General features: G+C 40.4%; 14 protein-coding genes. 7 read left to right on the top strand and 7 right to left on the bottom strand.

Annotated features, from left to right (window positions below):
* Positions 1-64 precede the first annotated feature (64 nt).
* Positions 65-1,498 carry a chromosomal replication initiator protein DnaA gene (dnaA, locus tag ACFEL9_RS05030; protein ID WP_385886695.1) on the bottom strand — a complete coding sequence of 478 codons (1,434 nt, stop codon included), beginning with the start codon at positions 1,496-1,498 and terminating at the stop codon, positions 65-67.
* A 601-nt stretch (positions 1,499-2,099) separates the two neighbouring features.
* Between dnaA and ACFEL9_RS05025 the strand changes: the two genes are divergently transcribed.
* The 4 genes from ACFEL9_RS05025 (at position 2,100) to ACFEL9_RS05010 (ending at position 7,036) form a co-directional block, all read left to right on the top strand.
* Entirely contained in the window at positions 2,100-3,701 is a 1,602-nt protein-coding gene (locus tag ACFEL9_RS05025; protein WP_385886693.1) for an NAD(P)/FAD-dependent oxidoreductase, read from the top strand.
* Positions 3,702-3,810: 109 nt separating this feature from the next.
* Positions 3,811-4,749, top strand: coding sequence for an ABC transporter ATP-binding protein (locus ACFEL9_RS05020; RefSeq protein WP_385886692.1), 939 nt, complete (start codon positions 3,811-3,813; stop codon positions 4,747-4,749).
* A gap of 58 nt (positions 4,750-4,807) precedes the next feature.
* Positions 4,808-6,088: an ABC transporter permease gene (locus ACFEL9_RS05015; protein ID WP_385886690.1), complete on the top strand. Its 1,281-nt coding sequence runs from the start codon at positions 4,808-4,810 to the stop codon at positions 6,086-6,088.
* 162 nt (positions 6,089-6,250) lie between these two features.
* On the top strand, positions 6,251-7,036 hold the full coding sequence (locus tag ACFEL9_RS05010; RefSeq protein ID WP_385886688.1) for a hypothetical protein: 786 nt from the start codon (positions 6,251-6,253) through the stop codon (positions 7,034-7,036).
* Between the two features lie 225 nt (positions 7,037-7,261).
* Here ACFEL9_RS05010 and ACFEL9_RS05005 read toward each other — a convergent pair whose 3' ends face one another.
* From ACFEL9_RS05005 to ACFEL9_RS04995, 3 genes are read right to left on the bottom strand one after another with little or no spacing between them, the layout of a single operon-like run.
* Entirely contained in the window at positions 7,262-7,675 is a 414-nt protein-coding gene (locus ACFEL9_RS05005) for a carboxypeptidase-like regulatory domain-containing protein (protein ID WP_385886686.1), read from the bottom strand.
* Positions 7,676-7,725: 50 nt separating this feature from the next.
* Entirely contained in the window at positions 7,726-8,700 is a 975-nt protein-coding gene (locus tag ACFEL9_RS05000) for an NAD(P)H-dependent flavin oxidoreductase (protein ID WP_385886684.1), read from the bottom strand.
* A 55-nt stretch (positions 8,701-8,755) separates the two neighbouring features.
* Entirely contained in the window at positions 8,756-9,748 is a 993-nt protein-coding gene (locus ACFEL9_RS04995; protein ID WP_385886682.1) for a sugar phosphate nucleotidyltransferase, read from the bottom strand.
* A gap of 348 nt (positions 9,749-10,096) precedes the next feature.
* Here ACFEL9_RS04995 and glyA point away from each other — a divergent pair, with 348 nt between their 5' ends.
* The 3 genes from glyA to ACFEL9_RS04980 all read left to right on the top strand — a co-directional run bounded on the left by glyA (position 10,097) and on the right by ACFEL9_RS04980 (position 12,540).
* Entirely contained in the window at positions 10,097-11,377 is a 1,281-nt protein-coding gene (glyA, locus tag ACFEL9_RS04990; RefSeq protein WP_385886680.1) for a serine hydroxymethyltransferase, read from the top strand.
* A gap of 172 nt (positions 11,378-11,549) precedes the next feature.
* Complete coding sequence (locus tag ACFEL9_RS04985; RefSeq protein WP_385886679.1) at positions 11,550-12,161, top strand: hypothetical protein; 612 nt, start codon at positions 11,550-11,552, stop codon at positions 12,159-12,161.
* A gap of 28 nt (positions 12,162-12,189) precedes the next feature.
* Positions 12,190-12,540, top strand: coding sequence for a carboxypeptidase-like regulatory domain-containing protein (locus tag ACFEL9_RS04980; protein ID WP_385886677.1), 351 nt, complete (start codon positions 12,190-12,192; stop codon positions 12,538-12,540).
* A 35-nt stretch (positions 12,541-12,575) separates the two neighbouring features.
* Here the strand turns inward: ACFEL9_RS04980 and ACFEL9_RS04975 are convergent, their stop codons facing one another.
* From ACFEL9_RS04975 to ACFEL9_RS04965, 3 genes are all read right to left on the bottom strand, one after another.
* Positions 12,576-15,386, bottom strand: a complete 2,811-nt coding sequence (locus tag ACFEL9_RS04975; RefSeq protein ID WP_385886675.1) for a CHAT domain-containing protein — start codon at positions 15,384-15,386, stop codon at positions 12,576-12,578.
* A 5-nt stretch (positions 15,387-15,391) separates the two neighbouring features.
* Positions 15,392-15,856, bottom strand: a complete 465-nt coding sequence (locus tag ACFEL9_RS04970; protein WP_385886673.1) for a hypothetical protein — start codon at positions 15,854-15,856, stop codon at positions 15,392-15,394.
* Positions 15,857-16,194: 338 nt separating this feature from the next.
* Positions 16,195-16,935 (bottom strand): tetratricopeptide repeat protein, encoded by a 741-nt coding sequence (locus ACFEL9_RS04965; protein WP_385886672.1) that lies wholly within the window; start codon positions 16,933-16,935, stop codon positions 16,195-16,197.
* Between the last annotated feature and the right edge of the window lie 12 nt (positions 16,936-16,947).

Here is a 16,947-nt window from a genome sequence, read left to right as displayed (position 1 = left end):
AAAAACAAATCCCAAATTCCAACATGATCGGAACCTGGGATTTATAGTATCTAAACTTAAACTTTTACATGGCTGCTAGCTGCACTTTTTGTTGCAACTCCAACACATTTTCCCTGAATACCGTATCGGTATCCATCAGGTCTTTAACTGTCTGGCAAGAGTGAATAACGGTAGTATGGTCCCTGCCGCCAAAATGCTCCCCGATGGTCTTTAATGAATTTTTGGTGAAGGCCTTGGCCAGGTACATGGTAATCTGCCTCGCCTGCACGATCTCTCTTTTACGGGTCTTTTGAAGCAGCTTATCGTAAGACACATCGAAGTACTCACATACCATACGCTGAATGGTATCGATAGTGATTTCTTTGCTGGATGATTTTATAAAATTACGTAACACTTTTTTCGCTAAATCTAGGTCAATCTCTCTCCTGTTAAGCGAAGATTGTGCCAACAGTGATATCAGTGCACCTTCCAGTTCCCTGATATTGCTGTTGATATTGTAGGCTATATATTTTACTACTTCCTTAGGCATTTCCAACCCATCATTCTTCATCTTCTTTTCCAGTATCTCGATGCGGGTATCATAATCAGGGATTTGCATATCTGCACTAAGCCCCCATCTGAAGCGGCTCAACAACCTTTCCTGTACGCCATCCAGGTCTTTGGGAGACTTATCAGAAGTTAAGATCAGTTGTTTATGTGACTGGTGCAAATGATTGAAGATGGCAAAGAAAGCATCCTGTGACTTTTCAGCTTTATTAAAAAACTGAACATCATCAATGATCAATACATCTATTAATTGGTAAAAATGAATAAAGTCATTAATTGCATTATTCCGCCCATGATCCATGAACTGGTTGATAAACTTTTCAGAACTTACATACAACACCACTTTGTTGGGGTGTAATTTTTTTACCTCATTGCCGATCGCCTGGGCAAGATGCGTTTTACCTAAGCCCACGCCGCCATAAATAACCAAAGGATTAAAAGAATTAGCACCGGGCTTTTCAGCTACCGTTTTACCGGCACGACGGGCTACCCGGTTGCAATCACCCTCAATAAATGAATCGAAAGTATAAATATGATTTAGCTGGGGGTCTATCTGCATTTTTTTCAGACCCGGAATAACGAATGGATTTTTAACGGGGTTATTTATGACAAGAGGAAAATCCATTTCATTGTTTGAAAAAGTTTTAAATCCCTGGCCGGTTACATCCATCGTCAATGGTTTGTTTTTACTATTCCCACTATCAACCATGATACGATATTCCAGGTGAGCATCTTTTCCCAATTCTCTCTTCAAAGTCTTTGCCAATAAATTTACATAATGCTCTTCAAGGTATTCAAAAAAGAACTGACTGGGAACCTGGATAACCAGAACATTATTTTTTAACGATACAGGATGGATGGGTTCGAACCAGGTTTTGTAATGCTGCCATTCAACAATGTCTTTGATGATCTTTAAACAATTAGCCCATACTTTTTCCGCATTTTTCTCCATCAGTAACGTAACAGTTTATATCGGTTTAATTATAGTCTTGTGAAAATTTGTCCAAAAAAATTCTCCACACATGTCAATAAAAAAAGTTGGACGGGACGGCGAATATCAACATTTATTGGATAAAAAAAAATTTTTATTCCCCTGCTTTTTTGACTAACTAAACAATGATAATTTTTTTCTTTTTCTTTGAAAAAAATTTGGTTGTCTCAGCAAAAAAACTCTAAAGCAGTTACCGTCATTTCAACAAAAAAAATTGACACTTTAACTGAACACAACTTGCTTCCAAAAAGTAATCGGGTAAAAATTTGTTACTGTATACTATTGCTCTTTCCTAATAAAAAATACAGACTGGCACAACAAAAAAGTATAACAGAACTTTGATTTTTCAATAACGTTCAAAGTAGTTGAAGGTAGAAATAATTCCTTATAGCTACAAGAAAAACACAACAGATTGCTACTTTTTTTTCTGGCTATGCCTAACCTGTTTTATTACAACACTGTTTACGCATTTAATAGCAAATAAAACAAACACCCAATAGCTTTATTGAGTCGTATTTTTGCGATGCTCAAAAAATTTGTTTCAGGATAAAAACCTGGCCACATGCAAAAAAAAATTTCTCTCCGGTTGCTTCCGGCTGAAGCTGCCAGCGATCATTCAATCAGGCAATACATAGCCCGTTCAGAAGCAGTCAACATGGCTGACATAACAGGCTTTACAATTATTAAACAATCGATAGATGCAAGAGCAAAACAGGCATGGATAAATTTAACACTGTTGGCCTACATAAACGAACCCTATCTTCAAAGGGAGCTGATGGCATTTAATTTTCAAAATGTAGCTGTAGCAGAAAAAAGAGTGATCATTGTTGGTGCCGGACCTGCGGGGTTATTTGCGGCATTAAAACTTATTGAAGCGGGTGTCAAGCCAATCCTCCTTGAACGCGGTAAAGATGTCAGGGCCAGGAGGCGGGACCTTGCGGCATTGAATAAAGAAGGTGAAGTCAATCCTGAAAGTAATTACTGCTTTGGCGAGGGGGGAGCCGGCACTTATAGCGACGGCAAATTATACACCCGCAGTTCAAAACGAGGTGACATTGACAGGATACTAAATCTGTTTGTCCATTTTGGCGCCGAAGAAAAAGTATTGTACGAGGCCCACCCCCATATTGGCACTAATAAGCTGCCACAGATCATCACTGCCATGCGTAAGCAAATACTTAACTGCGGTGGTGACTTCTTGTTTGAAAAAAAAGTGGTTGACCTTGTATTGTCAAATGATATAATAAAGGGCGTTAAGACCGCTGATGGTCTGATATTTGAAGCTGATGCGGTAATTCTGGCAACTGGTCATTCAGCCAGGGATATTTTTCAATTGCTCCAGGCAAAAAAAATACTGATTGAAGCCAAGCCTTTTGCACTGGGAGTAAGAGCTGAACATCCCCAGGCCGTAATAGACAGTATTCAGTACCATTCACCGGAAAGAGACGAATTTCTTCCTCCTGCCTCTTATAGCCTGGTGCAACAAGTGAACGGAAATGGCGTCTTTTCTTTCTGCATGTGTCCTGGCGGTATTATCGCACCTGCCGCCTCGTCACCCGGCGAATTGGTAGTGAATGGCTGGAGTCCCTCTAAAAGAAACAACCCATACGCCAATAGCGGGATAGTGGTAACAGTACAGAACCACGATTTAAAGGATTATAAGAAATACAGCGATTTTGAGGAGATCACCAACCAACCAGCAAAAATGTTAAGCTCAAATCTGGGCATGATGTATTTTCAGCAGTATGTAGAGCGAAAGGCTTTTAAAGCAGGTGGTGGAAAGTTTGTCGCGCCTGCTCAACGGATGGTTGATTTTGTTGAAAGAAAAATATCAGCCTCCTTACCTGATTGCTCTTATCTACCCGGGCTTCGCTCATCCGCGTTAAAAGATGTACTGCCCCATTTTATATACACCAGTTTGCAGCAAGCCTTTAAAGAATTCGGAAAAAAGATGAGAGGCTATTACACCAATGAAGCAGTGGTAGTAGCGACGGAATCCAGGACATCCTCTCCTGTCCGCATACCACGCAATGAAACTTCGTTACAACATCCACAAGTGAAAAACCTATATCCTTGTGCGGAAGGAGCTGGTTATGCTGGCGGCATCATGAGCGCAGCTATGGATGGAGAAAGAGTTGTCATGCATATCCTTGCTACACTTTAACGCAATTGGCGCCCTGGTTTAGATAGTTTAAGAGCTCAGGGATGCCTTTTATCGAAATTTTATCGCTTATATAGAGTAACGGTTATTTTTGCCAGACAATTTTAACGTCATGCCAATACTGGAATTAAACCGCCTACGAAAATATTTTGCCACGCAAAAAGCTGTTGATGATATCAGCTTTACCATCGAAAGAGGACAAATATTCGGCCTGCTGGGCCCTAACGGTGCCGGAAAGACAACCCTGATTCGCATGATAACAGGCATTTTTTACCCTGACGAAGGCGAGATTACCTTCGACGGCAAAAAATTTGATCCCATTAATGACATTGCCCATATTGGCTACATGCCTGAAGAACGTGGCTTATACAAAAAAATGAAGATTGGAGAACAAGCCATGTACCTCGCCCAACTCAAAGGGCTTAGCAAAAGTGAAGCCCAATCCAAAATCAAGAACTGGTTTACCAAACTGGATATGGAAACATGGTGGAACAAAAAGGTAGAGGATCTTTCAAAAGGAATGAGTCAAAAATTACAGTTCGTTACTACTGTTTTGCATGAGCCGAAATTGATTATTCTTGATGAACCTTTTAGCGGCCTTGACCCTGTCAATGCTAATTTAATAAAGGATGAGATCTATAACCTGGCTCAAAAAGGAGCTACCATTATTTTCAGCACACACCGCATGGAACAGGTTGAAGAAATATGTGATCATATCGTATTGATAAATAAAGGAGAAAAAATATTAGACGGTACAGTAAAGAAAATAAAACACGACTTTAAAGAGAACCTTTTTAAAGTGAGCTTTACGAATAAGGTGTTAGCGGAGCATTTGGCCATTCATCTTTTTGAAGTAAAAGAAAAAGGCGATCACGAATTGGTCATGAAGCTTGACCCGGGTTATACTAATAATGATGTTTTACAATATTTCATTCATAAAGGATTGAATATTGAATCCTTTAATGAAATTCTTCCTTCGCTGAATGAAATATTTATACGACTGGTGGAAGGAACACCTACTGCACGCCAGTTTCAAAACATAATGGCGTAAGAAATCGGCATAACCCATAAGATTGAGCGAAAGAGATCTTACAAACTAACTACACACTATGAACAAGACACTACTCATCATACAGCGGGAATACCTGACAAGGGTACGCAAAAAAACATTCATTATCAGTACCATTTTATTTCCGGTCTTATACCTCGGATTGATCTTTGGAATGGGCTACCTGGGAGTAAAATCAAAGTCAAGATTAAAAGTAGCGGTTGTCGACTCTTCTGGATACTTTGATAAAGGAAGAATTGAACGGGAAAACCAAAAAGACAGCTCCTCTACTTTAACCGTTTTGACAACCATGGTAGATAGCCTGAAAAAGAATTTTTCTGAGTGGGGTTATGATGGCTATGTTGTAATTCCGCAGCAACAAAATTGGGAATCAGGTATAAAAGACCTGTTACTGCACACGAGCAGAACAATGGGTGAGGACGCATCAGGCAGGGTTGAAAACAAACTAAACAATATCTGGAACGAAATCAAAAATGAAAAGCTGGGGATAGATGAGGAAAAAAAAGCGATCATTAAAAACAGTACGGTCAGCGTCAGATCGGTAAATGTGAATGATGAAAAAGCCAATTCGTCGGTTGCCAGTACAATTGGTTATGTGGCAGGTTTCCTAATCTACTTTATTTTACTGGTATATGGATCACAAGTAATGATGGGTGTAATGGAAGAAAAGACAAACCGCATCGCAGAGGTTATTGTTTCTTCGGTAAGACCGTTTCAGCTAATGCTGGGTAAAATAATTGGTATTGGTCTCGTAGCACTGACACAGTTTTTTCTTTGGGTTGCTTTTATTTTCATCATTTATAATATTACATCGGCATCAGGCAGCAGCATGTCATCCATGAGCATGGTAGTAGGCGGCATTCAAAAGGCATTTGGAAGTATAAATGTTCCCATGATCCTATTCGGATTCGTTTTCTATTTTCTCGGCGGCTTCTTCTTCTATTCGTCTTTATATGCAGCCATAGGAAGTGCGGTTAATGAAGATATGCGTGAAGCACAGTCACTAAGTTTTCCTATTACCTTGCTGGTCATCTTTTCCATTGCTATGATGTCAGTAGCCATCAATGACCCGACCGGGCCCGTTGCCATTTGGGGAAGCATCATTCCTTTTAGTTCTCCCATTATTATGATGGCCAGAATTCCATTTGGCGTTCCCGGAACTGTTCCCTGGTGGCAGCTAGCCCTTTCCATGACGTTACTTATTGCCGGTTTTATATTTTCCGTATGGCTCAGCGGAAAGATCTACAGAACCGGTATATTGATGTATGGGAAAAAACCCAGTTGGAAGGAGATGATTAAATGGGCATTTAAAAAAAGCTAACTGACCTTCCCAAAAATGTATGTAAAAGACCTTGGCTGAGCTGAGGTCTTTTTTGTTAAAATTCTGTTTAGTTGACAAGTGGTGTAACTAAATACGAAATCAGTCGTATATTTGGTACGAAGCTTTTCGTTAAACTATTATTACCAATAAAAAATTAAACCAATGAAACCAGGATCAATTAAAATGTTGCGCCTTTTAGCAGCAGTAGTCATTATTGCAACAACCCTCACTCTCATATCATGGGACCGTAAACAACAGCAGGAAGGTTTTTATCAGAAACAAACTAACCACGACACCATCCCTCAAAAAAGAGATAAGAAAATAAGAGACCTCGATGAAGCCATTGCTGAATTGGAAGGAATTGACCTCAAAGAACACCTGGACAAGGCAATGTTGCAGGTGCAGGAGTCCTTGAAGCAATTAGATGCTAAAAAAATGCAGCTCGAAATCGAGCGGTCCATGAAGGAAGTTGATGTTGAAAAGATAAAAGCCCAGGTAGACAAGGCAATGAAAGAAGTTGATTTTGCTAAAATCGAAAAGGAAGTGAAAGAGTCTATGGCTAAAATAGATTGGGATAAAATGAAAGCAGAGTTGGATGAAGTCAAAAAAATTGATTTCTCAAAAATGAACGCTGAAATGGAAAAGGCTAAAAAAGAAATGGAGAAAATTGGGCCTGAAATAGAAAAGGAATTGAAAAAAGCAAAAGTGGAAATTGAAAAAGCAAAAGCTGAAATGAAAGAGTATAAATCTTTTGTTGACGGATTGGATAGTGATGGAATGATCAACAAAAAAGAAGGGTATTCTCTTAAACATGAAGACGGCCGGCTAATGATCAACGGTAAAGAAGCCCCGGCCAGTACTTATGAAAAATACCGCAGCTTCCTGAAAAAACATCCAAAATTCAATATTGAAAAAAACAAGGATGACTTCAATATAAACATGGATTAAAGATTAAAATGCTTATCATAACATCCATGAAAAGTAGCCCCGGATTTCCGGGGTTACTTTTTTATATTAAAGTAGTGAAGATTATTTACCCAAATTGTTTACAACGGCCTTGCGTCAAATCCGCAATCCTTGCGCTAAACCGGGCAAAAAAAAAATCTTAAGTGAATTTGGGCACAAAAAAGCCGGTCATCGACCGGCTAAATACTTTATCTGGCAAAGAGCAATTTAAAAATCAGCAAAGAGTAATGGCGAAGGAACAAGATCAAAGTCTTTATTCTCGATCATTTCGATATTTAACTGAAAAGCTTCATCGGTTTTTACCACCACTTTTTCTTTAGTGACTCTTTTATAACCTGATTTTTCAAAAACAAACTTATAGGTGCCTGGCTTTAGCTCTTCAAAACCATAATTGCCCGTTTCATCGGTTGATACAGCTTTCTCTTTTTTTGAAACAAGGTAAGCCGTTACAACTACGTCTTTGATAGGCTTTTTGCTTTGTCCATGAATGATAACTCCCGCCAGATCATTTTTCTTTCCACCTTTAGTACATGTAGAAGAGTTAGGGTCGGGGTCTGCATTTGCCTTAGCAAAGGTGAATCCCAAAAGCCCCAAAGCAAGCATTAAAAATTTTGGTTTCATACGACCTTTATTAATGGTAACAGGAATTGATCTGAAACAACTTTATAAAATTAAAGTAATAAGATGGGATTTTTTAAACCTTCCATAAATTCCAGCCAAACTTTTTTTACGATATCAGCAGCCGGTAAAATACGATCCAGCAAAGAGCTCACCTGTCCTATTTCTAACTCTCCTTCGTCCAAATTACCTTCAAACATTCCCTTCTTGGCCCTTCCCCTGCCCAGCAGTTCTTTTAGTTCTTCAATACTGGCTCCCCGCTGCTCAGCCGCCTGTACCTGCTGGTAAAACTTATTCCGGATAAGGCGAACAGGGGTCAACTGCTTCATGGTAAGAGCCGTATCTCCCTCACTGGAATTGATGACAGCATTTTTAAAAGAACTATGGGAAGAGGCTTCTTCGCTGGCTACAAAACGGGTTCCCATCTGCACACCCCCTGCCCCCAGTATCATTGCCGCCAGCATTTGCCTGCCCGTCGCTATTCCTCCTGCTGCTATTACGGGAATCTTTACGGCGTCGGCAACAGCGGGTGTCAGCACCATAGTGGTGGTCTCTTCCCGTCCGTTGTGACCACCTGCTTCAAAACCTTCGGCAACAACAGCATCACAACCTGCATCCTCTGCTTTTAAGGCAAACTTGCTGCTACTAACCACATGAACCACTGTAATTCCTTTTTCCTTCAATACCGCGGTCCATGTCTTAGGGTTGCCGGCAGAGGTAAAAACGATTTTAACTTTCTCCTGTATTATGATACCAATATGCTTATCGATATCCGGGTAAAGCAAAGGAACATTTACTCCAAATGGCCTATCCGTTGCGCCCTTGCATTTCCTGATATGTTCCAATAAGACATCCGGATACATACTTCCGCTGCCTATCATTCCCAAACCACCTGCATTACTCACTGCACTGGCCAGTTTCCAGCCGCTGGCCCAGATCATACCCGCCTGTATAACGGGATAGTCGATCTGAAACAACTCTGTAACCCGATTTTTGAAAGGAGTCTTTTGCCCGGATTCGTTAGTCATAAAGCATATTGTTGCCGGTTACCGGTAGCCAGCACCTGGTAACCGGCAACGCTGTCTATCCTAAATCAATATTTGTATTATCGCCGATGTTTAATGTCCTGGTTTCTCCCCGCAGACCGGTATCGCTACCAATGATAGAAGCCTCCAGGACGATATCGAAAAGATTAGAATAAGCTCCGATGATGGAATTCCGGACGATAGAATAATTTATTTTGGTATTCTCGCCAATACTGACATTCGGACCAATGATGGAATTTTTGATATCGCAACCTTCCCCAATACTCACTGGCTGAATAATAACCGTGTTTTCAAAATGCTGTGGTGCTTCTGTCTTTTTGCCAAATTTTTTCAGCAGTGTCGCATTCGACTCCAGGAGAGTCTCCTTTCGACCGCAGTCAAACCAACTTTCGACTTTAAAGGGCTTGAATTTTATTCCCATTTGGAGCATGCAGTCCAAAGCATCGGTCAGGCTGTACTCGCCATGAGTCCGCAAGCCCTGCAGGTAATTGCTCTCAAGGCATTTAAAAAGCTGATCGCTTTCTTTGATCTTATAAATACCAACCAATGCCATATTCGACTTTGGTATCTGTGGTTTTTCAACTACATGATGAATAAATCCATCTTCGGCTATTTCAGCCACACCAAACTCACGGGGATCATCTACTTTTCGTACACCCAACATCGAGCAAGGGCTATTTACGACGTCCAACACATCGTATTCACAAATAGTGTCCCCTAACACCACCATCACTTCATCATTGTTCACTACTTCTTTCGTGATTTTGATGGCATGCCCTACCCCCTGTCTGTCGATTTGCTGAACATAGTGAGCTTGCAGATCAGGATACTTTGCCTGTACATAATCCCTGATCTTATCACCCAAATAGCCAACAATAAATACAAATTCCTGGATTCCGGCATCCCGCATTTGATCGATAATGATGCTTAGCACGGTCTTTCCTGCAAGCGGAATAAGAGCCTTTGGTTGTGTATAACTATGAGGACGCAGCTTGGTTCCTGCCCCTGCTACTGGTATAATTGCCTTCATTAATTAGTTGATAAATACCTGCCTCGTCGCCGTTCCGCCTTACGTTTGTAAGGTTTTGGCGGTAAAGCCAACGAAAGTAAGGATTTTTGAGACAATCAAAAAGTTATCAATACTTCCCCCTTTTAATACGTCACACACTTAATTTTGCAACCTGAAATTGTGTAACCAGCTGTTGTACTACTATGGGCTTATGTTGCGTCGCACTCTTCAGCGCCTGGATCGCTATTCAGCAAGGTTCAAAGGATTAAAGGTCTAAGAAGTTTACAAAGTTCCTTCAACGGGATCCGGCTTCGTAACCTCTGCAACTTTTGGAACCCATGAAACCTATTAACTTTTGAAACAATTTATATGCAAAAAGATACCCAGATATTTGATCTTATCAACCAGGAATTGCAACGCCAACGCAACGGCATTGAATTAATTGCTTCTGAAAATTTTACTTCCCTGCAGGTAATGCAAGCCATGGGAACCGTCCCTACTAATAAATATGCAGAAGGCTATCCCGGAAAAAGATATTATGGAGGTTGCGAAGTGGTTGATGAAATAGAAACACTGGCTATTGAAAGGCTGAAAAAAGTCTTCAACGCAAGTTGGGCCAATGTGCAACCGCATAGTGGAGCCCAGGCCAATGCAGCGGTGTTCCTGGCCTGTGTAAAGCCCGGTGAAAAGGTATTAGGCCTGGACCTAAGCATGGGCGGCCACTTAACACACGGTAGCCCGGCCAATTTCAGCGGCAAAAACTTCCAGGCGCTTTTCTACGGAGTCAAAAAAGAAACCGGCCTGGTAGATTATGACCAGCTTGAAGCCACCGCATTAAAAGAAAAACCTAAAATGATCATTTGCGGCGCTTCGGCTTACAGCCGCGACTGGGATTATAAACGTATTCGTGAAGTAGCCGATAAGATCGGCGCGGTGATTATGGCTGACATTGCCCACCCGGCTGGCTTGATCGCAAAAGGATTACTGAATGATCCATTCGAGCATTGCCATATTGTAACTTCCACTACACATAAAACTTTACGGGGACCAAGAGGTGGTATCATCATGTTGCGCCATGATTTTGAAAATCCCTGGGGCATCAAAGATCCAAAAGGCAACACCCGTACGATGAGCCAATTGCTGGATCTCGCTGTTTTCCCTGGCACCCAGGGTGGACCGTTGGAGCATGTCATCGCTGCCAAAGCAGTCGCTTTTGGTGAAATTCTTTCCGACGACTTTGCCACTTATGCAAAGCAGGTTATTACCAATGCACAGGCAATGGCAAAAGCCCTTGTAAGTCGTGGCTATGATTTGATCAGCAACGGCACAGACAACCACCTGATGCTAATCGATCTGCGCAACAAGAACCTGACGGGTAAAAAAGCACAGGAAACCCTGGACAAAGCCCATATCACGTTAAACAAAAATGCCGTGCCTTTTGATGACAAGTCTCCTTTTGTTACCTCGGGAATCCGTGTTGGTGTTCCGGCGATAACCACCCGCGGTATGAAAGAAAAAGATATGGAAACAGTGGTAAGTATGATTGATAAGGTATTGATGAATGCTGATGATGAAAAAACGATCTCTGCTACAAAAGAAGAGGTAAAGACATTTATGCAGCAGTTTCCGCTGTATCCCGAGTTAGGATAAAAACTCAATAACGATCTGAAGAGCCATCCGCCTAAGGCGGATGGCTCTTTTATTTCAACTCAGGAAAGATTGTTTACTTCCATTTAAACACTTCGACTAATTCATAAAAGCAATCATCTGAGACTTGTTGGTTCCTTTCCGTGCCTGATTGAATATTACAAAAACTTGTGGTATGGAAAGTTCAATTGTCTACTGGTCTATTCTTTACGGCGCCTATGTGCTTTTACCGGTAATACCAGCTGTAATCATATATAAGCACTTTCCGGATACTTCCGTAGGGGCCAAAGGCATCCTGGGAGGTTTAAAGATAAATGCTACTGGTGCCTTCGGAGCTTATATCATAACCTGTTTGCTGGGAGTATTTATTATCAAAAAAGCGTTGGTATTTATCGAGGATACAAGTAATAAAAACTGGACCATCAGTGCACAAATTCGATTTGCTGACGAAAATGGCAAAGAGCTCGATCTTGACACCGACCAATTGGAAAGTATGACTCGCCTGACCAATGTTAGTTTTAATCCTCCGGACTCAGTTATGAAATCAAGTGCAAAAATTGAAGCTAAAATCAACTGCTTATCGAAACGTCCTTGCATTTACTATACAAAAGATGGCTTCATGCCTGCCATTATCGATTTGGATACTATCGAAACGAATATCAACAATATTAAAAGAACAATTAAGCTTGGTACCATCTATCTTAAAAAAGCCAGTAATAAATATCAAGTTGATGAAAGCAAAGATTTTGTGAAAGCCGGTCCTCCGGTCCAAATAAAAAATAATTAAAAAACTCATCACTGAAAAAAATAAACAGATGAAAAAAATATTCGTATTGTCCACTTTATTACTTGCAGCAGTAATGATACAGGCTCAACAACAAAGGGTGAACCTGAGAGGATTGGTTCGTACAACTGATCCGGTAACTCATTCCTCTGTGCCGCTCCCTAAAATTTCCGTTGATTTATTTCGCAAGCAAGCAAATAACGAAAACTGGCAGTTGGTCGCTTCTGCTTATACTGATGAAAGCGGCTTTTATTATTTTAATAATATAAGCCTGGGAAGCTATTATATACAAATCAACAAACGAAAAAACTATGATATCAGCGTTACCCCTATTGATGAAAGACGACAAAGCTTTTTAGACATTCCTGTGCTAAAATATTAAACCATGTTAACCCTAATCTTATTACCTCTCATCCTTTATGCTGCTTTTTTGAAAATGGCCCACTTGCGTGCTACAAAGAAAACAATGCACCCAACCCCAGCTAATAGAGCTATCCATTTCCAGGGTTGAGTTTTTTCTAAATGTATAGCATCACTCTTTCCTACCAGCACCGGCGCTGCCCAGTAAAAAGGCAACGATTTTTCCCCGGAAGCATTTTTTAAAAATTCAAGCTTGGCCTTTTGCAGCGCTATATCAATCGGCAGATCTTTCGACAGCCACTTATAAAACAACTCCGTAAGTTCATACGTCGATTCATTGTCCACAGCCCACAAATTTGTGATGGCCGAGGGAATTCCCAAAGCAGCAAATCCCCGGTTAAAGCTGAACACTCCTTCACCGTTATATAGCTTACCCCTGCCTGTTTCACAAGCGGATAGTACGATAAGCCTTGTCACAGGTTTAGATTCATGGATAAGTTCTGATAGATACAAGGCTGAGTCAGCGAAATAAATCACAGGTTCATTGTTAACACTACTGTCGGCGGCATGGGTATACAGCTGAATGATTTTATACCCGGAGAATTGCCGCAAGAAATTATTTCGTGAAGCGTTGACGGCAACCTGTTTTGCACTGGATCCAAAATAACTTCGTATTCGTTGTAACGACTGGTCACTGCCCGGTAAGGATGCCAGCGAAAAAGAAGCGGGATAGTTAATCGGTGCCACACCTATAAAATTCCTTCCCTTTCCCGAAGCAGCCTTAAAATCATTCATCAGAAACCTCGCTGAATAGGTATAGCTGACAGCATGATCACTTATTAAATATCCCGGCGATTGGACAGCATTAGTTGAAACCAATGATTCAAATGGGAAGTATTGCCCATCAGGTGATATGATAAGGCGTTGCCCTGGCGGTAACTTATCGTTAAAGATCAGGCTATACAGGTGGGAAGCTACCTTGATGTAACCAGCAAAATCACGATTTAATACACTACTATTGGAAATATAGGAAATGTATTCGCCTACGGTATTCTCATAGTCCTGCTTATCTATTCTTTTTAAAAAAGTATGGCGGGTAGTTATCAGTAAAACGTATACTGCACTATCACCGGAAAATAGTTCCAGCAGTACCTGGTTATCGTTCAACAAGTTCCTTTGTGTATAAGCCAGTGAAATAACCCCGGTATCAAGGAAGTTTTGGTAATATAACGGGTTTTTGTTTTTTATTGATTGCTCCAGCCTATCCAACTCCTGCTTGGCTGAAAAAATTTGCGATTGAAATGCTGAATATTTCGCTCCCGGACTTTTCTCGTTGGCCAGTCCTCGTTCAAGATTTAGTATACTTTTCCTAAGTTGAGTTTGCTGTAGAATCTCTCCTTCACCCATCCACTGTTGTTCATTGAGTTGATCATTGAGTAGTACGGCCCGGCTTTTTTCAAAGAAATAAAGCGCATCAGTCGCATTACCTTGCAAGTAACAGGCTTCAATGGCATTTTCATAAAGACGGCGTGAATCGCTGCGCCAGAAAAGTTTGGATTGCAGATCGAATTGCACTGCCTTGATTTTGTCCAATAACAAGTCTGCGTTTTTATAAATGAACGCAGCATTTTTTAGGTCTCCCGGCAATTTATCCCTCTTAAATTTATGCAAGTATGCATTTCCCTTTTCAATTACCAGGTTACTTAAATAATAGATCTTTTTATTTTCTCTAAAATCTTCTGCTGAACTGTTCAGGATACTCCGTTCATGGAGACCTGGTTTGATTTGGTCAAAGGCATGCTGAAAATATTTAAATGCGGAGTCATACAAGCTTTTTTTAATATAGACTTTTGCAATGTTTGTAAATATATCGGCTGATTCAAACACATCTTCCATATACCAAGCTTTGTCTGTGGTAGCATATCTCAAGGCTCTTTTATAATAATCTAGTGCAGTACCCACATCGTTTAAATGTGTGAAGTAAATGTTGTGTCCAATGTCTTTTAATGTTTGTTTACAATTGAACGAATCTTTGTTGAGCTGGTAAGAAAGAAGGGATTTGTTATAATAGAATAACGATTGTTTAAAATTTCCCTTATGCTTTTCCACCATTGCTAACTGTCCATACACTAATCCGAGATAATTTGTTAGTCCGCTCTTACTATATTCTTCGACTTTGTTTTGCAAAAGTCCTTCTGCCAGCTCGTATTTATTTAGGTTCAAAAGTGCATTTACCTGCCAGCCCAGACTGCTTAAGCCGTAACTCTCCCCGACACTTTTTTCATAGCCGATATTTTTTTTCGAATATTCTCCAGCTAATAAACGGCATTTCTCTGCATAATCAATGCAACGATGATAATCACCAATATCAAAGTAGTATTCTACCTGAGTGTATAATGCTGTCAACACAGATATGTCAACATATTTTAACCTGGCTGCAATGGTAGCACAGCTATCCAGTGCCTTCATTTTTTCACCAAAGTTGCCTAGTGAATCATAAGCAACCGATATATAATAATAAATACCGGGCAATGTCTCTGCTCTAACAAAGGGTTTACCTACATTTTTTGAAACGATGCCGGCAGCCTGGCGGCGAAATTCTATCGCCTTTAAGTAATCTCCCTGTTTAATATATACATCAGCGATCTTCCGAAGTAAATACGCATGGGTGGAGTCAAACTTATAAGAACAATTTTTTAAGCTATCCAGTGAAGACAAAAGATTGGTGAGTTGATGCTGAGGATCAAGTTTTGAATGCCTTAAATTAGACAATCGACTCCATAAAGCGTCCCTATCCGGACATTGAGCCAGCAGGGACGCCGAATTGAAAATAATAATACCAAATAGTATTAGTAGTTTTTTAACCATAATACCTATGACTCTGGTGGTGGCGGTGCAGGGGGCTTTGGTGGATCAACATTGTATTCCGGAGGGGTAAAACTGATGTAAATCCTTATTTTATCCTTTTTTCCACCTTTTTCTTCAGAGAACCATTCGAAATAAATCTTATGCTCAAAATCCTTTGTAGGATACTCCTTCCATTCAGGACATCCCCCTGTGCCTTGCGGATATTTTTTAAATTCTACATCGTGATAATAAAGAAATCCACCACAAAATATTTCATATTTTCTTCGTCCTGTCTCGCTAAGTGATGGCAATTCCTTAAAGTTATTATATATACCCGGATAAGTAACCCATTCGACTAATCCTAACTTTTCAAGCTCATCTTTAAGTTCAGGATCTCCATCCTTGTATTTAAGATCAAGCTCTTCGAACATAAATTTTTCGTTATCCGGTAAATGTGGAGGAAATTTTCCTTTTCTAATTTTCCATTTCATAAAAACTAGTTTTTATTTTTATATAATCGGGTTGCCTATTTCTTTAGATTTAATCCATAAGTTTTTGAAGGGTAGCCAAACGAAATCGCTCCAAATGGTTGTGGTTCACTATATGACTGAGCGGTAAGATTAAAAAGAATGATAAAGAATTTTCCGGGGCTGGAAAAAGGTAAGTGCTCTGTACTCACAATTCGGATCACAAGCCAGAGAAACCGACGGATGAAGATTGTCTTCAGGTTAAGACGGGATTAATAATATATCTGGGAGGGATTAGAAGAAAAATTTCAATGGCAATTTCCTGCTTCTAATTTACAGCTTTTCATTCGTTCCCTATCACTTTACATTTTCTTCAACCATATCGCTGCTTCCTTGTTTCCTTCCAGGCGATTTTGTACCACGTCATTTAAAAGGTGTTTGGCTCTTTCAGCATCACCGGGCTGATTACGTTTCATGAGAGTGAGGGCATGATAAAATTTTCCGGGGTTGGAATAAAGGTGAGTATAGCTTTCTAATTGAACGAAATGATTTATTGCTTTGTCGTACTCCCCAAGTTGGAGGGCAACAATTCCAGCATATTTTTTTGCTTCAACGGAAGCCGTATCATTTGTCACCAGGGATTCAAATTGTTTTTGTGCTGCCTGCAATTTGCCTTCATTATACAAGGCCAAACCCGCCTGCAGACTGTCCTGTTTACTACCCATCGTCACGGATAATACCGACAGATTTTCTTTTACATACTTATCGGCCAGTTCTTTGTAGGACGAAGGCTGCCGGAAAATAGTTAAGCCCCACACAATAGCGGCCAGGACGGCTGCAGCAGCAACCCAAGGCAGGATTCTTCGCATCAAAGCTGGCTGTGGTTTTGATAAGGGCTTTCCCTTTTTATACTCCTCAAAAACCCGTCTTAAATCTGCCCTCTTCTCCATCATTGCCGAGGCTGCGAATTGCTTTGTTGACATATAAAAAGCGACTTCGTCTGCAAACAGCGGATCGCCGATAATTCTTTGTTCAAACTCTCGTTGCATTTCATCGGAAAGCTCGTGACTACAGTATGCCTCTATCATTTCTATATTGCTCAAGTTATTTTTGTT

Source organism: Terrimonas alba, assembly GCF_042434975.1.
GTDB classification, from domain to species: domain Bacteria; phylum Bacteroidota; class Bacteroidia; order Chitinophagales; family Chitinophagaceae; genus Terrimonas_B; species Terrimonas_B alba.
The sequence above is the reverse complement of the archived record's forward strand: the minus strand, read 5'-3'. Positions and strand labels throughout refer to the sequence as shown.